The organism is Dactylosporangium sp. CS-047395, from assembly GCF_050942185.1.
Taxonomy (GTDB): domain Bacteria; phylum Actinomycetota; class Actinomycetes; order Mycobacteriales; family Micromonosporaceae; genus Dactylosporangium.
In genome coordinates this window covers 10,339,687-10,362,176 of record NZ_CP192015.1, presented here as the reverse complement: position 1 = coordinate 10,362,176, position 22,490 = coordinate 10,339,687, and the positions used below count along the sequence as shown (strand labels likewise).

Below are 22,490 nucleotides of genomic sequence, written 5' to 3'. Positions count from 1 at the left end.
GCAACTGATTCCATGGCCACTCAACGAGTTGTCTGCGGATTCGTTAGGGTTGCCGTCGGCCGGGAAGCCGTAGGACACTGTTTGTCCCTGTTGCGGCGAGGTGACGGCCGTGACTTCTTCTTGATTTCATCGCGTTTTTCGTTGTGCGGCCCGATCGTGACAACGGAATCCCTTGTGAGTGATGGCACCTCGTGTCAGGATCAGTCGTCGGTCGCCATCCCCCCAGTTTCGGCGACCGAGATCGAGATCCGTAGGAGCCCCCTGTGCGAAACAATGCCGCCGGCCTCTCGCGCCGGACCCTGATTCGCAGTCTGCTGGCCAGCGGTGCCCTCGTCGCGTCCGGCGGGACCCTGGCCGCCTGCGGCACGAAGCCCGCGAAGAAGAACGACGCGGAGAAGGCCGCCTGTGTCGGCACCGACGCCTCGGCCACCGAGAAGAAGCTCGCCTGGTCGAACTGGCCGCTGTACATCGACGTGGACGCCAACGACGACAAGAAGCGCCCGTCGCTCGACGCGTTCACCCAGAAGACCGGCATCGCGGTGACCTACACCGAGGACGTCAACGACAACAACGAGTTCTTCGGCAAGGTGCGCAACCAGCTGCAGGCGTGCCAGTCGATCGACCGCGACGTCATGGTCCTCACCGACTGGATGGCCTCGCGGGTGGTCAACCTGGGTTGGGTGCAGCCCTTCGACCCCGCCAAGGTCCCCAACTTCACCAAGAACGTCCTGTCCACGCTGCGCAACCGCCCGTGGGACAAGGACATGACCCACGCCGCGCCGTGGCAGTCCGGCCTCACCGGCATCGCGTACAACGGCGCGGTGACCAAGGAGGTCAAGACCATCGACGAGCTGCTGACCCGCCCCGACCTCAAGGGCAAGGTGGCCGTGCTCACCGAGATGCGCGACACCGTCGGGCTGCTGCTGCTGTCGATGGGCAAGGACCCGGCCAACCACACCGAGGCCGACTTCGACGCGGCGATCGAGAAGCTCAAGAAGGCCGTCGACTCCGGGCAGATCCGCAAGTTCACCGGCAACGACTACAAGGAGGACCTCGCCAAGGGCGACCTCGCGGCGTGCATCGCGTGGTCCGGCGACGTCATCCAGCTCGCCGCCGAGGAGGGCTCGAAGGTCGCCTTCGTCACGCCCGAGGAGGGCCTGATCGTCTGGTCGGACAACCTGCTCATCCCGGCCCCGGCGACCCACAAGGCCAACGCCGAGCAGCTCATCGACTACTACTACGACCCGGCCGTGGCCGCGCAGGTGGCGGCGACGGTCAACTACATCTGCCCGGTCCAGGGCGCCCAGGACGCGATGACGAAGATCGACCCGGACCTGGCGACCAACCCGCTGATCTTCCCGGACGCGGCGACGCTCGCCAAGACGCACTCGTTCAAGGCGCTGACCGAGGACGAGGACAAGAAGTACGCCGCCAAGTTCGAAGCCGTTTCGGGGGCCTGATACATGGACCTTCGCCTCAGTGGTGTGACGAAGCGATTCGGCCAGTTCACCGCGGTCGACGACCTGAGCCTGACGGTGCCCCGGGGTTCCTTCTTCGCGCTGCTGGGCGCGTCCGGATGCGGCAAGACGACCACCCTGCGCATGATCGCGGGGCTGGAGGAGCCCACGGACGGTCAGGTCCTGCTGGGCGATCAGGACATCACCCGGCTGCGGCCGTACAAGCGGCCGGTCAACACGGTGTTCCAGAGCTACGCGCTCTTCCCGCACCTCAGCATCGAGGACAACGTCGCGTTCGGCCTGCGCCGGCGCGGCATCCGCAAGTGCGCCGACCAGGTGGAGCAGATGCTGCACCTGGTCGACCTCGACGGCTTCGGCAAGCGCCGGCCCGCGCAGCTGTCCGGCGGGCAGCAGCAGCGGGTGGCGCTGGCCCGGGCCCTGATCAACCAGCCCCAGGTGCTGCTGCTCGACGAGCCGCTCGGCGCGCTCGACCTCAAGCTGCGCCGGCAGATGCAGGTCGAGCTCAAGCGCATCCAGACCGAGGTCGGCATCACGTTCGTGCACGTCACCCACGACCAGGAGGAGGCCATGACGATGGCCGACACGGTCGCGGTGATGAACGCCGGGCGGATCGAGCAGCTCGGGGCGCCGGTGGAGATGTACGACTTCCCCGGCACCGCCTTCGTCGCGAACTTCCTCGGCCAGTCCAACCTGCTGGCCGCCGAGGTGACCGGCCGCTCGGGCGACGACCTGCTGCTGGACGCCTACGGCACCCGCTACTCGGTCCCGGCGTCGCGGGCCCGCGCGAGCGACGGCACGGTGTGGCTGGGCGTGCGGCCGGAGAAGCTGCACCTGACCACCGGTGAGGTTCCGGCCGGGCATCAGGCGGTGACCGGGCTGGTGACCGACTCGTCCTACATGGGTGTCAGCACGCAGTACCTGGTGCGGGCGCCATGGGGCGACGAGCTGACGGTCTTCTCACCGAACTCCGGTGTGGCCGCGCCGCTCGCTGTGGCCAGTGAGGTCACCGTGTCGTGGCGACCGGAGCACGCGTTCCTGCTGCCCCGCCCGGCCGATCAGACCCATGCGCCGGTGGTGGACGTGGAGGAAGTGCCGGCATGAGCGCGCTGGGGCAACTGAACACCGGTGCGGCCCCGGTCAAGCTGGAGAAGCCGCGCCGGAAGTGGCTGCCGTACCTGTTGCTGCTGCCCGGCGGCCTCTGGCTGATCCTGTTCTTCGCCGTGCCGTGCATCCAGCTGTTCGCGACCAGCCTCTACGACCCGAGCGGGTCGCTGGAGGACGGATACGCGATGACCTGGGCGTTCGGCAACTACAGCGACGCCTTCGTGGAGTACCTGCCGCAGTTCGGCCGCTCGCTGTGGTACGCCCTGCTCACCACCGCGTTCTCGCTCCTGCTGGGCTACCCGCTGGCGTACGCGATCGCGCTCACGGCCGGCCGCTGGAAGAACGTGATGCTCATCTGCGTCATCGCGCCGTTCTTCACCAGCTTCCTGATCCGCACCCTGGCCTGGAAGGTCATCCTCTCCGACAACGGCACGGTCGTGTCGGTGCTCAACGCGCTGCACGTCCCGCTGCCCGACGGCCGGCTGCTGGCGACCACGCCGGCGGTGATCGCCGGGCTGGTGTACAACTTCCTGCCCTTCATGGTTCTGCCGCTCTACGCCAGCCTGGAAAAGCTCGACCCGCGGCTGATCGAGGCGGCCGGGGACCTCTACGCCCGCCCGGTGGCCCGGTTCACCCGGGTCGTGCTGCCGCTGTCGATGCCGGGCGTCGTCGCGGGCACCCTGCTGACGTTCATCCCGGCGGCCGGCGACTACATCAACGCGCAGCTGCTCGGGACCAACCGGCAGTTCATGATCGGCAACGTGATCCAGTCGAAGTTCCTGAAGGTCGGCGACTATCCGGCGGCCGCCGCGCTGTCCTTCACCCTGATGGCGGCGATCCTCGTGCTGGTCTTCGTCTACGTGCGGCGCGCCGGAACGGACGAGGTGCTGTGATGCTCCACCGTTTGCGCAGGTTCGCTGCCGACCACTGGGTGCTGGCGATCGGGCTCGTCGTCCTGCTGTACCTCTTCGTGCCCATCGGTGTCGTCGCCGCCATGTCGTTCCGCGACGCCCGGGCCAACGCCCCCTACACGCTGGACAACTACAAGTTCACGCTGGACCACTGGAAGCATCCGTTCGGCGTGGCCGGCATCGGCGACGCGTTCTGGCTCAGCATCGGCATCGCGCTGCTGGCCACCCTGTGCGCGACCGTGCTCGGCACGCTGATGTCCTTCGCCCTGGCCCGGCACGCCTTCCGCGGCCGCGCCGCCACCAACACCCTGATCTTCCTGCCGATGGCGACGCCCGAGATCGTGATGGGCTCGTCGCTGCTGGCGCTGTTCGTCGCGGCCGGCGTCCCGCTGGGCTTCTGGACCGTCGTCATCGCGCACATCATGTTCTGCCTGTCGTTCGTGGTCGTCACGGTCAAGGCCCGCCTCGCCGGGCTCGACCCGCGGCTGCAGGAGGCGGCCATGGACCTCTACGCCGACGAGCGGCAGACGTTCCTGCGGGTCACTCTCCCGCTGGTGCTGCCCGGCATCGTCGCGGCCGCCCTGCTCTCCTTCTCGCTCTCCTTCGACGACTTCATCGTCACCAACTTCAACTCCGGGACCACCGTGACGTTCCCGATGTTCGTCTGGGGGGCCTCGCAGCGCGGCATTCCCGCCCAGATCAACGTCATCGGCACCGCGATGTTCCTCATCTCCTTCCTGATCGTCCTCATCGGACAGTTGCCGCGCCTTCGCCGGAGGAAGGCCTAGGAGTCATGCGATTACTGATCGTCGGCGCCGGTGGCGTCGGCACCGCCGCGGTGCGCATCGCCGCCCGCCGATCCTTCTTCGAGCAGTGCGTCGTCACCGATCAGGACCCCAACCGCGCCGAGGCCGCGGTGGCCGCGGCCGACGATCCCCGCTTCGTCGCGGCCATCCTGGACGCCTCCTCCGCACCGGCCGTCGCCGAACTCTGCCGGAGCCTGCGCATCACGCACGTCTTCAACGCCGTCGACCCCCGCTTCGTCATGCCGGTGTTCACCGGCGCGTACGAGGCCGGCGCGCACTACATCGACATGGCGATGTCGCTGTCGCAGCCGCACCCCGAACGGCCCTACGAGAAGGTCGGCCGGCTGCTCGGCGAGGAGCAGTTCGAGGCCGAGGACAAGTGGCAGGCGGCGAACCGGCTCGCCCTGGTCGGCATGGGCGTCGAGCCCGGCCTGTCCGACGTGTTCGCCCGCTACGCCGCCGACGTGCTGTTCGCCGAGATCCACGACATCGGCGTCCGGGACGGCTCCGACCTGGTGGTGGAGGGCTACGAGTTCGCGCCCTCCTTCTCGATCTGGACGACGATCGAGGAGTGCCTCAACGCGCCCCTCATTTACGAGAAGAACCGGGGGGTGTACGTCACGCACCCCTTCTCCGAGCCCGAGATCTTCGACTTCCCGGCCGGCATCGGGCCCGTCGAGTGCGTGAACGTGGAGCACGAGGAGGTGCTGCTCATCCCGCGCTGGATCGACGTGCGGCGGGTCACCTTCAAGTACGGCCTGGGCCAGGAGTTCATCGAGATTCTCAAGACCATCCAGAAGCTCGGCCTGGACTCGACCCGCAAGGTCCGCGTGGGCGGGACCCTGGTGTCCCCGCGTGACGTGGTGGCCGCGGTCCTGCCCGACCCGGCGACGCTGGGCGAGCGGATGCACGGCCGCACCTGCGCCGGCACCTACGTCACCGGCCTCGGCCGCGACGGGCGGCCCCGGGCCACGTACCTCTACCACGTCGTCGACAACGCCTGGACCATGCGCGAGTACGGCTGCCAGGCGGTCGTCTGGCAGACCGCGGTCAACGCCGTGGTCGCCCTGGAACTGCTGGCCGACGGGGTCTGGAGCGGCGCCGGCGTGCTCGGCCCGGAGGCGTTCCCGCCCCGCCCGTTTCTCGAGCTGCTCGTCCAGCACGGCGTCCCGTGGAGTATGCAGGAGCTATGAACCAGTACGGCCCGAGCTTCACGTTCCTCGGGGTGCCCGCGTGCGACCTGGCCGCGCTGCCGGAGGCCGACGTGGTCATCCTCGGCGCCCCGTACGACGGCGGCACCTCCCACCGGCCCGGCGCGCGGTTCGGCCCGCAGGCCATCCGCGGCGCCGACTACCTGCCGCAGGACGGGTCCCGCCCGTCGCTCGCCATGCGCGTCGACGCCCTCAAGGACCTGCGGGTCTTCGACGCCGGCGACGTCGACATGTACGCACCGGACTCGGCCGCGTCGCTGCGGCGGCTGGAGGACGCGGTCTTCGCCGTGGCCGACGCGGGCGCGATCCCGGTCGTGCTCGGCGGCGACCACACCATCGCCTGGCCCGACGCCACCGGCGTGGCCCGCAAGCTCGGCTACGGCCGGGTCTCCATGGTCCACTTCGACGCCCACGCGGACACCGGCGACACCGACCACGGCTCGCTGATCGGCCACGGCCAGCCGATGCGCCGCCTGATCGAGTCGGGGGCCCTGCGCGGCGACCGGTTCCTCCAGCTGGGGCTGCGCGGCTACTGGCCCGAGCCGGAGACGCTGGACTGGATGGCTCAGCAGGGCCTGCGCTCGTACGAGATGACCGAGATCGTCGCCCGCGGGCTCGACGAGTGCCTGGCCGAGGCGTTCACCATCGCTACCGACGAGTGCGACGGGGTGTTCCTCTCCGTCGACGTGGACGTCGTCGATCCCGGCATGGCCCCCGGCACCGGTACCCCCGAGCCGGGCGGCCTCACCGCGCGGCAGCTGCTCGACGCGGTCCGCCGCTGCTGCTACGAGCTGCCGATCGTCGGTGTCGACGTGGTCGAGGTCTCGCCGCCCTACGACCACGCCGAGATCACCGCGTTCCTGGCCAACCGCGTCGTGCTGGAGGCCCTGTCCGCCATCGCCCGCAAGCGCCGCGGTGACTCCTGGGATCCCCGGCAGCCCTTACTCCAGGGCCGCTAGCTCCTCGGGCGTCAGCAGGCGGGACCGGATCAGGAAACGCGCCCCCTCCGGCGCTTCCAGCGAGAACCCGCTGCCCCGGCCCGGCACGACGTCGACCGTCAGGTGGGTGTGCCGCCACAGCTCGAACTGCGACTTCGACATCCAGAACGTCACCGGCTCGTCCACGCCGTCGATCTTGATCGACTGCAGGAGGACGTCCGACGAGCCGGTGCGGAACTCGCCCTCCAGGTAGCACATCGGCGAGCTGCCGTCGCAGCAGCCGCCGGACTGGTGGAACATCAGGGGTCCGTGCGTGCCCCGCAGCGACCGGATCAGGTCGGCCGCCGCGGGGGTCACCGCCACTCGCTCCATCTCTAGAAGAATCCGAGCTTGTTGGGGCTGTAGCTGACGAGCAGGTTCTTGGTCTGCTGGTAGTGCTCCAGCATCATCTTGTGGTTCTCGCGGCCGATGCCCGACTGCTTGTAGCCGCCGAAGGCCGCGTGCGCCGGGTACGCGTGGTAGCAGTTGGTCCACACCCGGCCGGCCTGGATGGCCCGGCCCGCGCGGTAGGCGGTGTTCGTGTCGCGGGTCCACACCCCGGCCCCGAGGCCGTAGAGGGTGTCGTTGGCGAGCTTGATGGCGTCGGCGAAGTCGGAGAACGAGGTCACCGAGACCACCGGGCCGAAGATCTCCTCCTGGAAGATCCGCATCGCGTTGTCACCCTCGAAGACCGTGGGCTGGACGTAGTACCCGCCGGAGAGCTCGCCGCCGAGGTCCGCGCGCTCGCCGCCGATGCGCACCTTGGCGCCCTCCTCCTTGCCGATGGCCAGGTAGGAGAGGATCTTCTCGAGCTGGTCGTTGGAGGCCTGGGCGCCGACCATGGTCTCGCTGTCGAGCGGGTGGCCCTGCTTGATGGCCCGCACGCGCTCGGTGGCGGCCTCCATGAACGTGCCGTAGTGCCCCTGCTGGACGAGCGCGCGGGACGGGCAGGTGCACACCTCGCCCTGGTTCAGCGCGAACATCGCGAAGCCCTCGAGCGCCTTGTCGAAGAAGGCGTCGTTGGCGGACGAGACGTCGTCGAAGAAGATGTTGGGGCTCTTGCCGCCGAGCTCGAGCGTCACCGGCTTGATGTTCTCGCTGGCGTACTGCATGATCAGCCGCCCGGTCGTCGTCTCGCCGGTGAACGCCACCTTGGCCACCCGCGCGCTGCTCGCGAGCGGCTTGCCGGCCTCGACGCCGAACCCGTTGACGATGTTGACCACGCCCGGCGGGAGCAGGTCGGCGATCAGGTTCATGAGCACGTGGATCGAGGCGGGCGTCTGCTCGGCCGGCTTGAGCACGACCGCGTTGCCGGCCGCGAGCGCCGGGGCGAGCTTCCAGGTGGCCATGAGGATCGGGAAGTTCCACGGGATGATCTGCGCGACCACGCCCAGCGGCTCGTGGAAGTGGTACGCCACGGTGTCGTCGTCGATCTCGCCGAGGCTGCCCTCCTGCGCGCGGATGGCGCCGGCGAAGTACCGGAAGTGGTCCACCGCCAGCGGCAGGTCGGCGGCCATGGTCTCCCGGATCGGCTTGCCTACGCCCAGTCTGGCTCGGCCCGCGATGCCGGACCGACCCAGACCGGGCGCTCCCACGGCGCCTCGGTCCAGGCCGCGAGCAGGCGGATGTCGCCGCTCGCCCGGACCCCGGCCCGCAGCTGGCCCTCGATCAGCCGCCGCAGCCGGACGATGCCCGGCGCCTCCGAGCGGGGAAGGAGCGGGCCGCGGTACGCGCGCAGGGCCCCGGCCACGTCCCCGGTCGCCAACAGGTCGGCGAGCTCGGCGAAGTCGGCCCGGACCGGGTCGGCCAGCCGATAGGGCCGGGACAGCAGCAGCGGGCCGAGGGCGTGGCGCAGCCGGGACAGCTCGGCCCGCAGCGTGACCGGGTTGACGAACTCGTTGCCGTAGAGCTCCAGCGCGAGCTGGTCGCCGGTGAGCCCCTCGGGGTGCGCGCACAGCAGGGCGACGATCTCGCTGTGCCGCCGGCTGAGCCGCCGCGACCGCAGCACGCCCTCGTCGCGCCCGAGCACGCTGAAGGCGGGCCCCGGCGGGGTCAGCGTGGCCAGGTGCGCCTCGGCCGCGCGGGCGGTGGCCACGACCAGGGCGAGCGAGTGCGGGTTGGCCAGGTGGTCGCCGCCGGTCACGTCGATCGCGCCGAGCAGCCGCCCGGTCCGCGGGTCGTGGATCGGGGCGGCCGAGCAGGTGAAGTGCTGGACCCGGCGGCTGAAGTGCTCGGTGGCGAAGATCTGCACCTCGTGGTCGACGGCGATGGCGGTGCCGGGCGCGTTGGTCCCGGCGTGCGCCTCGTCCCACTGGGCGCCGGCCACGAAGTTCATGTCCTCGGCCCGGCGCAGCACGGACTTGTGCCCCTCGACCCACAACAGGCGGCCGTGGGCGTCGCAGATGGCCATCAGGTGGTCGCCGTCCTCGGCGAAGCTGCCGAGCAGGTCCCGGAAGAGCGGTAGGGCGTGCCGGAGCGGGTGGCCGCGCCGGTACTCCTCCAGCTGTCAGCGACGACCCCGTGGAAGGGCCCGTCGACGTGGCCGTCGCCCTGGAACGCGTCCCAGGCCAGCCGGACCTGGCCGCTCCGCTCGCGGGGGTCAGCCTTACGCCAAGTCTGGCCCGGTGACGCTACGCGGGCACCGGCCCAGACCCGGCGCCGTGGGCAGCGCGAGCCAGGGATTTCGCATGCCCCATAGTGACCCGCGTCACCCTTGATCGCCAAGGCCAGATTCGAGCAGGTCCAGCGCGCGCTCCAGGGTCGGGTCGTCCATCACGAGCGGGGGGAGGAAGCGGATCACGTTGCCGTACGTCCCGCAGGTGAGCAGCAGCAGCCCGGCCTCGTGGGCCCGGCGCTGGATCGCGGCCGTGCGGGCGGCGTCCGGGGTCGCGCCCAGCGGCGCCCCCTTGGCCCAGCCGCGCTCCGCCGTCAGCGTGCCCGGCGTGGCCGACTCGGGCACCACGATCTCCATTGCCAGCATGGCACCGCGCCCGCGGACGTCCCCGACGAACGGGAAGCGCTCCTGGAGCGCGCGCAGGCGGGGCAGCATGACCGACTCGATCCGCCGGGCGGCCGCGGCCAGGTCCAGCTCCCGCATGGTCTCGATGGCGGCGAGGGCGGCCGCGCAGGCGATCGGGTTGCCGCCGTAGGTGCCGCCGAGGCCGCCCGGGTGCACGGCGTCCATGAGCTCGGCGCGCCCGGTGACCCCGGCGAGGGGCAGCCCGCCGGCGATGCCCTTGGCCGTGGTGATCAGGTCGGGCTCGACGTGCTCGTGGGTGCTGGCGAACCAGTCGCCGGTGCGGCAGAAGCCGGTCTGGATCTCGTCGGCGATGTAGAGCGCCCCGTTCGCCTTCGCCCAGGCGGCCAGCGACGGCAGGAAACCCGGCGCCGGCACCACGAAGCCGCCCTCGCCCTGGATCGGCTCGATGAGCACGGCGGCCACCTGGTCGGCCCCGATCTGCTTCTCGATCAGGCCGATGGCCAGCGCGGCCGCGTCCGGGCCGGCCAGCCCGTCGCGGAACGGGTACGACATCGGCACCCGGTAGATCTCGCCGGCGAACGGGCCGAAGCCGTGCTTGTACGGCATGTCCTTGGCCGTGAGCGCCATGGTCAGGTTGGTCCGGCCGTGGTACGCGTGGTCGAACACGACGACGGCCCGCCGCCCGGTCGCGTGCCGGGCGACCTTGACCGCGTTCTCGACCGCCTCGGCGCCCGAGTTGAACAGGGCCGAGCGCTTCTCGAACGCGCCCGGGGTGAGCGCGTTGAGCTGCTCGCAGACGGCGACGTAGCCCTCGTACGGCGCGATCATGAAGCAGGTGTGGGTGAACCGCTCGGCCTGCCGCTGGACCGCGGCCACCACCCGCGGGTCCGAGTTGCCGACGTTGGTGACGGCGATGCCGGCCGCGAGGTCGACCCACTCCTTGCCGTCGACGTCGGTCAGGGTGCCGTTCGCCGCGTGGTCGACGTACGAGGTGATCATGCTGCTGACCCCGCGGGCGACGGCGGCGGAGCGGCGCTTGTGCAGGTCGGCCGAGTTCGTCATGGTCACAGCTCGATGTTGTGCATGACGTGCTTGATCCGGGTGTAGTCCTCCAGGCCGTACATGGACAGGTCCTTGCCGTAGCCGGAGTTCTTGAACCCGCCGTGCGGCATCTCGGCCACGATCGGGATGTGCGCGTTGACCCAGACGCAGCCGAAGTCGAGCCGGCGGGTCATCCGCATCGCGCGGCCGTGGTCGCGGGTCCAGACCGAGGAGCTCAGCCCGTACTCCACGCCGTTGGCCCAGCGCACCGCCTCGTCCTCGTCGCTGAAGCGCTGCACCGTGATCACCGGGCCGAACACCTCGTCCTGGATGATCTCGTCGTCCTGGCGCAGGCCGGAGACGACGGTGGGGGAGTAGAAGAAGCCGCGGTCGCCGACCCGGGACCCGCCGGTGTTGAGCTTCGCGTGGTCGGGGAGCCGGTCGATGAAGCCGCCGACCCGGGCCAGCTGGTTGGCGTTGTTGAGCGGGCCGTACAGGATGTCCTCGTCGTCCGGCGCGCCCGTCCTGGTGCCGGCGGCCTGCTCGGCCAGGGCGGCCACGAAGTCGTCGTAGATGCCGGGCCCGGCCAGCACCCGGGTGGCCGCGGTGCAGTCCTGGCCGGCGTTGAAGTAGCCGGCGACCGCGATCGCCTCGGCCGCGGCGGCCAGGTCGGCGTCGTCGAAGACCACGACCGGGGCCTTGCCGCCGAGCTCCAGGTGGGTCCGCTTGAGCGAGGGGGCGGCGCCGGCGGCGACCTCGCGCCCGGCCCGCACCGAGCCGGTGATGGAGACGAAGTTCGGGGTCGGGTGGGCGACCAGCGCGCGGCCGGTGTCCCGGTCGCCGGTGACGACGTTGAGCACGCCCGGCGGCAGGAACTCGGCGGCCAGCTCGGCCAGCAGCAGCGTGGAGACCGGGGTGGTGTCGGAGGGCTTGAGCACGACGGTGTTGCCCGCGGCCAGCGCCGGGGCGATCTTCCAGACCGCCATCATGAGCGGGTAGTTCCAGGGGGTGACCTGGGCGCAGACCCCGATCGGCTCGCGCCGCACGTAGCTGGTGTGGCCCTTCAGGTACTCGCCGGCCGACTTGCCCTCCAGCACCCGGGCGGCGCCGGCGAAGAACCGGATCTGGTCGATCGAGGGCGGCAGCTCCTCGCTGGCCGTCATCGCGCGCGGCTTGCCGGTGTTGCGGACCTCGGCGTCGATGATCTCGGCGGCCCGGTCCTCCATGGCGTCGGCGAGCTTCAGCAGCGCCCGCTGCCGCTCCGAGGGCGTGGCGTCGCGCCAGGTCTCGAACGCCTTGGCCGCCGCCTTCACGGCGCGGTCGACGTCCTCGGGGCCGGACACCGGGGCGGAGGCGAACACCTCGCCGGTGGATGGATCGACGAGGTCCGAATACCGTCCGTCGGCGGGGTCGATGTATTCGCCGTCGACGAAGTTCTGCAGCTGCTTGGTCATGTCCGCTCCCTTGGAGTGCCGGCACCGACATCTTTTCCATCGAATCCGTGGTGCACAAGCCCTCGGGCAACTGTTTCCGTGGGGGATAGGGTGGAATCGTGACCCCGTTCTTCATCGCCGGGCGCCCGGCAACCAGCGACGACGCCGTCGAGATCCGCCACCCCTACGACGGGCGTCAGGTCGGTACCACCTCCAATGCCACCCCCGAGCAGGTCGAACAGGCGATCGCCGCGGCCGCCGCCGTCGCCCCGGCGGCCGCGGCCCTGCCCGCCAGCGCCCGGGCCGCCGCCCTGGACCACGTCAGCGCCCGGCTCAAGGAGCGCGCCGACGAGGTCGCCCGGCTCATCACGGCCGAGAACGGCAAGCCCATGAAGTGGTCGCGGGGCGAGGTCGCCCGGGCCGTCTCGACGTTCCGCTGGGCCGCCGAGGAGGCCCGCCGCTTCTCCGGCTCGCTGCAGCGCCTCGACACCGACCCGGCCGCGACGGGCCGGATCGCCCTGGTCAAGCGGGTGCCGCGCGGTCCGGTGCTGGGCATCTCCCCGTTCAACTTCCCGCTGAACCTGGTCGCCCACAAAGTCGCCCCGGCCCTCGCGGTCGGCGCGCCGATCGTGCTCAAGCCGGCCCCGGCCACCCCGCTCAGCGCGCTGCTGCTGGGCGAGATCCTGGCCGAGACCGAGCTGCCCGAGGGCATGTGGTCGATCGTGCCGATCCCCAACGACCGCGCGTCCGCCCTGGTCGCCGACCCGCGCCTGCCGGTGGTGTCGTTCACCGGCTCCGGCCCGGTCGGCTGGCAGATCCGCGACGCCGTGCCGCGCAAGCACGTCACGCTGGAGCTGGGCGGCAACGCGGCGGTCGTCGTGTGCGAGGACTACGAGGACCTCGACTGGGCGGCGGCCCGCATCGCCACCTTCTCCAACTATCAGGCCGGGCAGAGCTGCATCGCAGTGCAGCGGGTGTACGTCCACGAGCGGCACCACGACGCGCTCGCCGACAAGCTCGTGGCGGCCGTGGAGGCCCAGCGCACCGGCGACCCGTCCGACGAGCAGACCGACGTCGGCCCGCTGATCAGCGAGGACGCGGCCAAACGGGTCGAGGCTTGGGTCGGCGAGGCGGTCGCGGCCGGGGCCAAGCTGCTCACCGGCGGCACCCGCGACGGCTCCTCCTACGCCCCGACCGTCCTCGCCGGAGCACCGGCCGACGCCAAGGTCACCACCGAGGAGGTCTTCGGCCCGGTTCTGGTCCTGGAGCGGGTCGCCTCCGACGCCGACGGGTTCGCCGCGGTCAACGCCTCCCAGTACGGCCTGCAGGCCGGCGTCTTCACCCGCCGCCTCGACCGCGCCTTCGAGGCCCACCGCATCCTGGAGGTCGGCGGCGTGATCGTCGGCGACGTTCCGAGCTACCGGGCCGACCAGATGCCCTACGGCGGTGCCAAGGCCAGCGGCATCGGCCGCGAGGGTCTCGCCAGCGCCATGGCCGACTACACCGAGGAGCGCGTCATGGTCCTCACCGGCCTGCAGTTGTGACCCACTGTATGGGCGCCTTGGCGGCGGGGTTTTCCGTCGAATGTCCTGAAGAACAGTGGGGGAGCTCCGCTCCACCCACACCCCCTCAACACCGCACCGGGTCCTACCTGCGGCAGAAAGTGGACTAGCGGGACTTGTTCATTCCCACGCCTCGCGGGGCTCGGGGGAGGAGGAGCCCGGCGGGCGCTCGGCGGTCTCGTACAGCTTGGCGTTGAACACGTCGGGCTCCAGGAAGATGAAGCACTCGTACGACAGCTCGTCGCGCACGCGTTTCTCGGCGCGGTCGATGGCCTGGGCGACGTGGGCCATGGTCTCGCTGGCCTGCACCGCCACCTTGGCCGCGATCAGGAGCTGGTCGGGGCCGAGGTGCATGGTGCGCAGGTGGATCATGCGCTCGATCAGCGGCTCGCGCTCGATCGCGGCCTCGATCTGCAGCAGCGTGCCGTTGTCGGCGGACTCGCCGATGAGCAGGCTGCGCATGCGCTGGGACAGGGTGATCGAGATGACCACCAGCAGGGCGCCGATGGCGAGGGTGCCGGCCGCGTCCCACCGCCCGTCGCCGGTGATGACGGCGAGGGTGATGCCGAGGAAGGCGAAGGTGAGGCCGGTCAGCGCGCCGAAGTCCTCGGCCAGCACGACCGGCAGCTCGGGGGAGCGGGTGGTGCGGATGAAGCGCAGCCAGGGCGCCCCGCGGCGGGACGGCTGGGCCTCGTGCACGGCGGTGCGCAGCGAGAACGACTCCAACACGACCGAGATGCCGAGCACCACGAACGCCCAGATCGGGTCGTCCACCGGCTCCGGGCTGTGCAGCTTCTCCCAGCCCTCGAACAGCGCGAACACGCCGCCGACGAGGAAGATCACCAGGGTGACGAGGAAGCCGTAGAAGTACCGGAAGCGGGCGTATCCGAACGGGTGCAGCTGGCTGGCGCGCTGCTGGGCCCGGCGGCCGCCGATGAGCAGCAGCACCTGGTTGGCGGTGTCGGCCACCGAGTGCACCGCCTCCGCGAGCAGCGACGACGAGCCGGTGAACAGGAACGCGACGAACTTGCTCAGCGCGATGCCGAGGTTCGCCGCCAGGGCCGCCACGATCGCCCGCAGCGAGTTGCCTTCCTCAGCCATGGGTTCATCCTGCCCTACGAGCTTCACCTGTTCGCACATGAGCAACTTGGGACTGACACGTGTACGGAACGCAACCGCACTAGGCTCCCTCGTAGGAACAGCGACCACGACTAGGGGTGCGAGACTGTGATCGACCTGAGCCGGATCGTCAAGGCCTACGACGTGCGGGGGACGGTGCCCGACCAGCTCAACGAGCCGGTGGCGGAGGCACTCGGGCGGGCGTTCGTGCAGACGCTGCGCAACCGTGGCGAGTTCGCCGAGAAGATCGTGACCGCGCATGACATGCGGGCTTCCGGCCCGGCCCTGGCGACCGCCTTCGCCAACGGTGCGCGCGCCGAGGGCGCCGACGTGCTGGAGGCCGGCCTGGGCTCCACCGACCTGCTGTACTACGCCTCGGGCGTGCTGGACCTGCCGGGCGCGATGTTCACCGCCAGCCACAACCCGGCGCAGTACAACGGGATCAAGCTCTGCAAGCAGGGCGCCAAGCCGGTCGGGCAGGACTCCGGCCTGGCCGAGATCCGCGAGCGGGCCCAGCAGATCCTCGACGGCGGGTCCCGGGTGCGGGAGGGCGAGCTCAAGGGCGGCCTGGAGCAGTACAGCCTGCTCGAGCGCTACGCGACCCACCTGCTCAAGCTCGTGGACCTCTCCGACATCCGGCCGCTGACCGTGGTCGTCGACGCCGGCAACGGCATGGGCGGCTACACGGTCCCCGCCGTGCTCGGCTCGGGGCTGCCGCTGACGATCATCCCGCTCTACTTCGAGCTGGACGGCACCTTCCCCAACCACGAGGCCAACCCGCTGGAGCCGGCCAACCTGGTCGACCTGCAGGCCAAGGTGCGCGAGACCGGCGCCGACATCGGCCTGGCCTTCGACGGCGACGCCGACCGCTGCTTCGTCGTCGACGAGCGCGGCGAGGCCGTCTCGCCGTCGGTGATCACGGCGATGGTCGCGGTCCGGGAGCTGGAGAAGGACCCGGGCGCCACGATCATCCACAACCTCATCACCTCGAAGGTGGTGCCGGAGATCGTCCGCGAGCACGGCGGGCAGCCGGTGCGCACCCGGGTCGGGCACTCGTTCATCAAGGGCGAGATGGCCCGGACCGGCGCCGTCTTCGGCGGCGAGCACTCGGCCCACTACTACTTCCGCGACTTCTGGGGCGCCGACACCGGGATGCTGGCCGCCCTGCACACCCTGGCCCTGCTCGGCAGCCAGGCCGCGCCGCTCTCGGCGCTGGCCAAGGATTTCGAGCGCTACGCCGCCTCGGGGGAGATCAACTCGACGGTGGCCGACACCGCCGGGAAGATGGCGGAGATCGAGCAGGCGTTCCCGGTGGAGATCGACCGCCTCGACGGGATCACCCTCACGTTCCCCGACGGCAGCTGGGCCAACGTCCGCCCGTCCAACACGGAGCCGCTCCTGCGGCTTAACGTTGAGGCGCCGACCGCCGAGCGGATGGCGGCCCTGCGCGATGAGATGCTGGCCGTCATCCGCCGCTGAACGAGGAGTGGAACGCGTGTCCGTGGACCCCGCCCTGCTGTCGATCCTGCGCTGCCCCGACGAGCATCACGCCGAGCTGACCCTCGACGCCGAGGCCCAGACGCTCACCTGCACCGAGTGCGGACGGATCTATGAGATCCGCGACGGCATCCCGGTGCTGCTGCTGGACGAGGCGCGCCAGCCCGCGACCGGCGACGCGGTTGAGAACGCCGACGGCGGGGAAACCGCCAATGCCGAAGAGGGTGGTGAGGCGTGAATCCACTGGAGGGTACGGCGGGCGTCCGCGGGCATCGCGAGATCGATCTCGCGCTGCTGGACAACGCCGAGGGGCTGGAGAAGAACGACCCGGGCGGCATGCTGCGCGCGACCGCGTCGGCCGGTGCCCAGGTGCGGGAGGCGGCCACGCTGGCCGCCGAGACCGACCTGAGCGCCCTGGCCGACGAGGGCCGTCCGCGCGCCGTGGTCGTCGCGGGCGTCGGCACGGCCGCGCGCACCGGCGACATCCTGGAGACCGTCGCCGGGCCGCGCTGCCCGGTGCCGGTCCTGGCGCACCGCAGCGCGGGCATTCCCGGCTGGGTCGGCGCGGCCGACGTGGTCATCGCCGTCTCGGCGTCCGGCCGCTCCCCGGAGGCCCTCGCGGCCGCCGAGGCCGCCGGGCGGCGCGGGGCCCGGCTGGTGGCCATCGGGGCCCCCGACACCCAGCTGCACGCCCTGGCCGACCGCTTCCGGGCGCCGTTCATCCCGGTGCCGCGGCGCGCCCCGGCCCGGGCCAGCCTCTGGGGGCTGACCGTCCCGGTCCTGCTGGCCGCCCGCCAGCTGGGGCTGGTCAAGGTCACCGAGGCCGACTTCGCCGAGACCGCCTCCCGGCTCGACGCCGACGCCGAGCGGTGCCGCACGGCGATGGAGACGTTCGTCAACCCGGGCAAGAGCCTGGCCCTGGACCTGGCCCACTCGGTGCCGATCGTCTGGGGCTCCTCGCCGCTGGCCACGGTGGCCGCCCGGCGCTTCGGCGACACGCTATCGGCCAACGCGCGGTACCCGGCAGTCGTCGGCGCGCTCGGCGAGGCCGGCCGCGGCCGGGTCGGGCTGCTCGACGGCGTCTACGGCGGGCTCGCCGAGGCCGACCGCGACATCTTCGCCGACCCCGACGAGGACGAGGAGAGCGCCGCCCCGGGCACCCGCCTGCGCCTGGTGCTGCTCCGCGACGGCGGGCTGACCGGCGAGGACGAGGACGACGGCGAGCCGGTCGCGGTCGAGGAGCGGCGGGCCGAGGCGGTCCAGGAACTGGCCGAGCGCCGCGGCGTGCGGGTGAGCCTGATCACCGCCGAGGGCGGCTCCGCTCTGGAACGATTGGCCTCGCTCGTCGCCGTTCCGGACTTCACCTCCATCTACCTTGGTCTGGCGCACGGCTTCGACCCCATGGCCGTGCCGGCTGTCTCCGAGATGAAGGATCTGGTGTCTCCGTGAGCACTGAGGGTGGGACGAAAGCGATCTTGGCGGCCCTCGCCGCCAACCTCGGCATCGCCGCTACCAAGTTCGTCGCGTTCTTCCTGACCGGCTCGTCGTCGATGCTGGCCGAGGCCATCCACTCGGTCGCCGACTCCGGCAACCAGGGCCTGCTGCTGCTCGGCGGCAAGCAGGCCACGAAGCAGGCGACCGCGCGCCACCCGTTCGGCTACGGCCGCGAGCGGTACATCTACGCCTTCATCGTCGCCGTCGTGCTGTTCTTCGTCGGTGGCGTCTTCGCCATCTACGAGGCCTGGCACAAGCTGTCCCACCCGGAGCCGATCGAGTCGTGGCAGTGGGTGCCGGTGGTCGTGCTGGTCGCCGCGATCGTCATGGAGGGCCTATCCTTCCGCACCGCGATCGGCGAGACGAAGAAGATCAAGGGCAAGGCGACCTGGGTCCAGTTCATCCGCCGGGCCAAGCAGCCGGAGCTGCCGGTCATCCTGCTGGAGGACCTCGCCGCCCTGATCGGCCTCGTGCTCGCCCTGTTCGGCGTCGGGCTGACCCTGATCACCGGCAACGGCATCTGGGACGGCGTCGGCACCGCGGCCATCGGCCTGCTGCTCATCGCCGTGGCGGCCGTGCTCGCGGTGGAGATGAAGAGCCTGCTCGTCGGGGAGGCGGCCACCGAGGAGCAGGTCGCCGCCATCGAGGCCGCGATCGTGGACGGCCCCGAGGTCGAGCGCGTGATCCACATGCGCACGGTGCACCTCGGGCCGGACGAGCTGCTGGTGGCGGCCAAGATCGCGGTACGGCACAACGAGACCGCGGACGAGATCGCCAGCGGCATCGACGCCGCCGAGGCCCGCATCCGGGCCGCGGTGCCGATCGCCCGGGTGATCTACCTGGAGCCGGACATCTACCGGGCGACCAAGGCCGGCGAGGCGGACACGACCAACGCTCCGGCGGCCGATCCTGCAGAGGCGCACTGACCCGTGGAACTTCTCGACAGCCCGATCCGCAAATACGCGTGGGGCTCGCGCACCGCGATCGCCACGCTGCAGGGCCGGCCCGCGCCGACCACCGACCCCGAGGCCGAGCTGTGGATGGGCGCGCACCCGGCGAGCCCGTCCCGGCTGGCGGTGAGCGGCCGGTCGCTGGCCGACGCGATCGCCGCCGACCCGGTCGCGCTGCTCGGGCCGGGCAACGTCGAGCGCTTCGGCACCCGGCTGCCGTTCCTGCTCAAGGTGCTGGCGGCCGCCCAGCCGCTGTCGCTGCAGGCGCACCCGACGCTGGAGCAGGCCCGGGCGGCGCACGAGGCCGGGCACCCGTCCTACGTCGACGCCTGGCACAAGCCGGAGATGCTGGTCGCGCTGACCGACTTCGACGCGCTGTGCGGCTTCCGCGACCCGGCGGCGGCCGCGGCCGACCTCGCCGCGCTCGGCGTGGCGCGGCTCAAGCCCACGATCGACGCGCTGAGCCAGGCCGACCCGGCGGCGGCGCTGCACGACGCCGTCCGTGGCCTGCTCGGCAACCCGGACGCCGACCTGGTCGGGGAGGTCGTGGCGGCGGCGGGCGCGCGGGCGGCCGAGCGGCCGGCGTACGACCTGATCGCCGCCCTGGCCGAGCAGTACCCGGGCGACAGCGGGGTGATCGTGGCCACGCTGCTCAACCGCATCCGGCTGCGCCCGTCCGAGGCGGTCTGGATGCCGGCCGGCAACCTGCACGCCTACCTGCGCGGGGTCGGGGTCGAGATCATGGCCGCGTCGGACAACGTCCTGCGCGGCGGGCTGACCCCGAAGCACGTGGACGTGGCCGAGCTGCTGCGGGTGCTGCGCTTCGAGGTGCTCGACGAGCCGGTGACGCGCGCCGAGGAGCTGGGCGGGGGCCTGTCGGCCTACCCGGTGCCGGTGCCCGACTTCGCGCTGCACCGGGCCGTGCTGGACGCCGAACGTCCGGCCGTGCGGCTGCCGGGCAGCGGGCCGCGGATCGTGCTGTGCACGCGCGGCTCGGTGCGGGTCGACGACGGGGCGGTACCGGTGACGCTCGGTCCCGGCCAGGCGGCCTTCGCCCCGGCCAGCCGCCCCGAGCTCTCGCTCAGCGGGAACGGCGAGGCCTTCCAAGCGGCGACGCCGCTGACCTGAGTCACCCACTCGGGCTGTTGAACCGGGCGCTCCGCGGCTGTCGCGGGGCGCCCGGTCTCGTTACCAATCCAAAGCGTCCGATTTGGTAGCAAATGCTTGACATCTCGGTTGCAGGCTGTAATCTTCTAACTACGCAGGGTTTGTGACAGCGTCCAAGCCAATTGCGGGGGAACCAAACCGGGGGGAAGAACGGGGCGGTGGGAGCAATCCCGCCGCCCCGTTCGCTGCCCAGGTACTTCCTGCGTGCCGACTCCCGCAGGGGCGCTTGGAAGCCTTCCACGCCGCCGCGTACCGTGAAGGGTCGCCGTACGACGTCTGCAGACCAGGAGATCGCATTGACCAGCACGCTGCCGCCGAAGACCGTCGCCGACGGTGACTTCAAGGTGGCCGACCTGTCCCTCGCCGCGTTCGGGCGCAAGGAGATCCAGCTCGCCGAGCACGAGATGCCGGGCCTGATGGCCATCCGGCGCGAGTTCGCCGCGACGCAGCCCCTCAAGGGCGCGCGGATCACCGGCTCGCTGCACATGACGATCCAGACGGCGGTGCTGATCGAGACGCTCGTCGCCCTCGGTGCGCAGGTGCGCTGGGCGTCCTGCAACATCTTCTCGACCCAGGACCACGCCGCCGCCGCGATCGCCGTCGGCCCCGAGGGCACCCCGGAGAAGCCGGCCGGCGTTCCCGTGTACGCGTGGAAGGGCGAGACCCTCGACGAGTACTGGTGGTGCACCGAGCAGGTGCTGCTCTGGCCCGACGGCCAGGGCCCGAACATGATCCTCGACGACGGCGGCGACGCCACGCTGCTGGTGCACAAGGGCGCCGAGTTCGAGGGGGCTGGGGCCGTACCGTCGCCGGACACCGCCGACTCCGAGGAGTACGCGGTCATCCTCACCGTGCTGCAGCGCTCCCTCGGCGAGGACAGCGGCCGCTGGACCCGCATCGCGGCCGGCATCAAGGGCGTGACCGAGGAGACCACCACCGGCGTGCACCGCCTCTACGAGATGCAGCAGACCGGCTCGCTGCTCTTCCCGGCGATCAACGTGAACGACTCCGTCACGAAGTCGAAGTTCGACAACAAGTACGGCTGCCGCCACTCGCTCATCGACGGCATCAACCGCGCCACCGACGTCCTCATCGGCGGCAAGGTGGCCGTGGTCTTCGGCTACGGCGACGTGGGCAAGGGCTGCGCCGAGTCGCTGCGCGGCCAGGGTGCCCGGGTCATCGTCACCGAGGTCGACCCGATCTGCGCGCTGCAGGCCGCTATGGACGGCTACCAGGTCGCCACCATGGAGGACGTCGTCGAGACGGCCGACATCTTCATCACCGCCACGGGCTGCCTCGACGTCATCACCGCCGAGCACATGAGCCGGATGAAGCACCAGGCGATCGTCGGCAACATCGGGCACTTCGACAACGAGATCGACATGGCCGGCCTGGCCCGCCGCTCCGACGTGACCCGGATCAACATCAAGCCGCAGGTCGACGAGTGGAAGTTCGACGACGGCAAGTCGATCATCGTGCTGAGCGAGGGCCGGCTGCTCAACCTGGGCAACGCGACCGGGCACCCGTCGTTCGTGATGTCCAACAGCTTCGCGAACCAGACGATCGCGCAGATCGAGCTGTTCACGAAGACCGAGGAGTACCCGATCGGCGTCTACACGCTGCCGAAGCACCTCGACGAGAAGGTCGCCCGGCTGCACCTGGACGCGCTCGGCGTGCACCTCACCGAGCTGACCAAGAAGCAGGCCGAATACCTCGGCATCCCGGTCGAGGGGCCGTTCAAGGCGGACCACTACCGGTACTGACCGTTTCCACGAGGACCCCGCCGCGCGAATCGCCGGCGGGGTCCTTTGTGTTCAAGTTCAGTCAAGTTCCACACGCTTGTAGTAGATACGCGTGAGGTCTAAGGTAAAGCTGACCTAAGTAAGGTACGGCTAACCAACCTGCGGAGCTCGGCATGACCGCCATCTACCTGATCGGCCTGCGCGAAGGACTCGAGATCACTTTGGTGGTCTCGATTCTCGTCGCCTTCCTGGTCAAGAGTGACCGCAGGCACCTGCTGAAGTGGGTGTGGGCCGGTGTGGCGGCCGCGGCCGTGCTCTCCATCGGGGTCGCCGCGCTGCTGCAGGCCGGCACCGCGTATCTGTCCGGCCCGCACCAGGAGCTGGTCGACGCGATCGCCTCGCTGATCGCCGTGGTCTTCGTGACCTTCATGATCTTCTGGATGCGCCGGATGGCCCGCCAGATGGCCAAGGAGCTGCGCGGCCGGCTCGAGGACGCGATCGAGGTCGGCACCTTCGCGGTGGCCGGCATGGCGTTCCTGGCCGTGGCCCGCGAGGGGCTGGAGACCTCGATCCTGTTCTTCGCCGCGGCCCAGGGCGCCGACGACTGGCAGCCCTTCGTCGGCATCACGCTCGGCCTGCTCACCGCGGTCGTGCTCGGCTGGCTGCTCTACGCGAGCGCGGTGCGGATCAACCTGACCAAGTTCTTCACCTGGACCGGCGCGCTGCTGGTGCTGGTGGCCGCCGGGATCCTCAAGTACGGGGTGCACGACCTGCAGGAGGCCAACGTCCTGCCGGGCCTGAACAACCACGCCTTCGATCTCACCGGCGCGCTGCCGCCGACCGCGTGGTACGCGGAGCTGCTGCGCGGCATGTTCAACTTCACGCCCCAGCCGTCGGTGCTGGAGACCATCGCCTGGGTCGCGTACGGCATCCCGGTCCTCGTGCTCTTCCTCCTGCCGCTGCTGCGCAAGCCGGCACCGGAGCCGGAGCCGGCACCTGTCGCGAACGCCTGATTCCA

The 22,490-nt window shown here is 70.9% G+C and carries 18 protein-coding genes and 2 pseudogenes; 14 read left to right on the top strand and 6 right to left on the bottom strand.

Annotated elements, in window-relative coordinates; genetic code table 11:
• The first annotated feature begins 263 nt into the window (after positions 1-263).
• The 6 genes from ACQP00_RS48335 to speB are packed head-to-tail and all read left to right on the top strand — an operon-like array spanning position 264 to position 6,469.
• Positions 264-1,460, top strand: coding sequence for an extracellular solute-binding protein (locus ACQP00_RS48335; protein WP_433210591.1), 1,197 nt, complete (start codon positions 264-266; stop codon positions 1,458-1,460).
• A 3-nt stretch (positions 1,461-1,463) separates the two neighbouring features.
• Positions 1,464-2,579 carry an ABC transporter ATP-binding protein gene (locus ACQP00_RS48330; RefSeq protein WP_433210589.1) on the top strand — a complete coding sequence of 372 codons (1,116 nt, stop codon included), beginning with the start codon at positions 1,464-1,466 and terminating at the stop codon, positions 2,577-2,579.
• Complete coding sequence (locus ACQP00_RS48325) at positions 2,576-3,475, top strand: ABC transporter permease (protein WP_433210587.1); 900 nt, start codon at positions 2,576-2,578, stop codon at positions 3,473-3,475. Before ACQP00_RS48330 ends, ACQP00_RS48325 begins: the two co-directional genes overlap by 4 nt.
• 11 nt (positions 3,476-3,486) lie before the next feature.
• A complete protein-coding gene (locus tag ACQP00_RS48320; protein ID WP_433210585.1) occupies positions 3,487-4,281 on the top strand; it encodes an ABC transporter permease in 795 nt (264 codons plus the stop codon).
• Between the two features lie 5 nt (positions 4,282-4,286).
• Positions 4,287-5,492: a saccharopine dehydrogenase family protein gene (locus ACQP00_RS48315; RefSeq protein ID WP_433210583.1), complete on the top strand. Its 1,206-nt coding sequence runs from the start codon at positions 4,287-4,289 to the stop codon at positions 5,490-5,492.
• A complete protein-coding gene (gene speB / locus ACQP00_RS48310) occupies positions 5,489-6,469 on the top strand; it encodes an agmatinase (RefSeq protein WP_433210581.1) in 981 nt (326 codons plus the stop codon). The genes ACQP00_RS48315 and speB overlap by 4 nt, the downstream gene beginning before the upstream one ends.
• Here speB and ACQP00_RS48305 read toward each other — a convergent pair.
• The 5 genes and pseudogenes from ACQP00_RS48305 to ACQP00_RS48285 form a co-directional block, all read right to left on the bottom strand.
• A complete protein-coding gene (locus tag ACQP00_RS48305; protein WP_433210579.1) occupies positions 6,452-6,820 on the bottom strand; it encodes a DUF779 domain-containing protein in 369 nt (122 codons plus the stop codon). The genes speB and ACQP00_RS48305 overlap by 18 nt on opposite strands.
• Positions 6,821-6,822: 2 nt before the next feature.
• Positions 6,823-8,025 (bottom strand): annotated as a pseudogene (gene adh / locus ACQP00_RS48300) (aldehyde dehydrogenase); the annotation flags it as partial.
• A 56-nt stretch (positions 8,026-8,081) separates the two neighbouring features.
• A pseudogene (locus ACQP00_RS48295) lies at positions 8,082-8,990 on the bottom strand (GAF domain-containing protein); the annotation flags it as partial.
• A 204-nt stretch (positions 8,991-9,194) separates the two neighbouring features.
• The gene (gene gabT / locus ACQP00_RS48290) at positions 9,195-10,529 is read right to left on the bottom strand and encodes a 4-aminobutyrate--2-oxoglutarate transaminase (RefSeq protein ID WP_433210577.1); all 1,335 of its coding nucleotides are present in this window, start codon (positions 10,527-10,529) and stop codon (positions 9,195-9,197) included.
• A gap of 2 nt (positions 10,530-10,531) precedes the next feature.
• Positions 10,532-11,962, bottom strand: a complete 1,431-nt coding sequence (locus ACQP00_RS48285) for a gamma-aminobutyraldehyde dehydrogenase (RefSeq protein ID WP_433210575.1) — start codon at positions 11,960-11,962, stop codon at positions 10,532-10,534.
• Positions 11,963-12,060: 98 nt separating this feature from the next.
• Here ACQP00_RS48285 and ACQP00_RS48280 point away from each other — a divergent pair, with 98 nt between their 5' ends.
• On the top strand, positions 12,061-13,485 hold the full coding sequence (locus ACQP00_RS48280; RefSeq protein WP_433210573.1) for an aldehyde dehydrogenase family protein: 1,425 nt from the start codon (positions 12,061-12,063) through the stop codon (positions 13,483-13,485).
• Between the two features lie 138 nt (positions 13,486-13,623).
• On the opposite strand, the gene ACQP00_RS48275 is transcribed toward ACQP00_RS48280, so the two are convergent.
• Complete coding sequence (locus ACQP00_RS48275; protein WP_433210571.1) at positions 13,624-14,604, bottom strand: cation diffusion facilitator family transporter; 981 nt, start codon at positions 14,602-14,604, stop codon at positions 13,624-13,626.
• Between the two features lie 126 nt (positions 14,605-14,730).
• Between ACQP00_RS48275 and ACQP00_RS48270 the strand changes: the two genes are divergently transcribed.
• The 7 genes from ACQP00_RS48270 (at position 14,731) to efeU (ending at position 22,485) form a co-directional block, all read left to right on the top strand.
• Complete coding sequence (locus ACQP00_RS48270; RefSeq protein WP_433210569.1) at positions 14,731-16,101, top strand: phosphomannomutase/phosphoglucomutase; 1,371 nt, start codon at positions 14,731-14,733, stop codon at positions 16,099-16,101.
• Positions 16,102-16,117: 16 nt separating this feature from the next.
• Complete coding sequence (locus ACQP00_RS48265) at positions 16,118-16,357, top strand: Trm112 family protein (protein ID WP_433210567.1); 240 nt, start codon at positions 16,118-16,120, stop codon at positions 16,355-16,357.
• A gap of 5 nt (positions 16,358-16,362) precedes the next feature.
• Positions 16,363-17,568: an SIS domain-containing protein gene (locus ACQP00_RS48260; RefSeq protein ID WP_433224283.1), complete on the top strand. Its 1,206-nt coding sequence runs from the start codon at positions 16,363-16,365 to the stop codon at positions 17,566-17,568.
• Entirely contained in the window at positions 17,565-18,539 is a 975-nt protein-coding gene (locus tag ACQP00_RS48255) for a cation diffusion facilitator family transporter (protein ID WP_433210565.1), read from the top strand. Before ACQP00_RS48260 ends, ACQP00_RS48255 begins: the two co-directional genes overlap by 4 nt.
• A gap of 3 nt (positions 18,540-18,542) precedes the next feature.
• Positions 18,543-19,691, top strand: coding sequence for a mannose-6-phosphate isomerase, class I (gene manA / locus ACQP00_RS48250; RefSeq protein WP_433210563.1), 1,149 nt, complete (start codon positions 18,543-18,545; stop codon positions 19,689-19,691).
• Between the two features lie 335 nt (positions 19,692-20,026).
• A complete protein-coding gene (gene ahcY, locus ACQP00_RS48245; RefSeq protein WP_433210561.1) occupies positions 20,027-21,493 on the top strand; it encodes an adenosylhomocysteinase in 1,467 nt (488 codons plus the stop codon).
• 152 nt (positions 21,494-21,645) lie between these two features.
• The gene (gene efeU / locus ACQP00_RS48240; protein WP_433210559.1) at positions 21,646-22,485 is read left to right on the top strand and encodes an iron uptake transporter permease EfeU; all 840 of its coding nucleotides are present in this window, start codon (positions 21,646-21,648) and stop codon (positions 22,483-22,485) included.
• The last annotated feature ends 5 nt before the right edge of the window (positions 22,486-22,490 follow it).

What these genes read in the sequence shown, in the direction of transcription:
- ACQP00_RS48330 (WP_433210589.1), top strand. Translation starts at nt 1,464, where the DNA reads ATGGACCTTCGCCTCAGTGGTGTGACGAAGCGATTCGGCCAGTTCACC.
- ACQP00_RS48325 (WP_433210587.1), top strand. Translation starts at nt 2,576, where the DNA reads ATGAGCGCGCTGGGGCAACTGAACACCGGTGCGGCCCCGGTCAAGCTG.
- ACQP00_RS48315 (WP_433210583.1), top strand. Translation starts at nt 4,287, where the DNA reads ATGCGATTACTGATCGTCGGCGCCGGTGGCGTCGGCACCGCCGCGGTG.
- speB (WP_433210581.1), top strand. Translation starts at nt 5,489, where the DNA reads ATGAACCAGTACGGCCCGAGCTTCACGTTCCTCGGGGTGCCCGCGTGC.
- ACQP00_RS48305 (WP_433210579.1), bottom strand. Translation starts at nt 6,820, where the DNA reads ATGGAGCGAGTGGCGGTGACCCCCGCGGCGGCCGACCTGATCCGGTCG.
- gabT (WP_433210577.1), bottom strand. Translation starts at nt 10,529, where the DNA reads ATGACGAACTCGGCCGACCTGCACAAGCGCCGCTCCGCCGCCGTCGCC.
- ACQP00_RS48285 (WP_433210575.1), bottom strand. Translation starts at nt 11,962, where the DNA reads ATGACCAAGCAGCTGCAGAACTTCGTCGACGGCGAATACATCGACCCC.
- ACQP00_RS48275 (WP_433210571.1), bottom strand. Translation starts at nt 14,604, where the DNA reads ATGGCTGAGGAAGGCAACTCGCTGCGGGCGATCGTGGCGGCCCTGGCG.
- efeU (WP_433210559.1), top strand. Translation starts at nt 21,646, where the DNA reads ATGACCGCCATCTACCTGATCGGCCTGCGCGAAGGACTCGAGATCACT.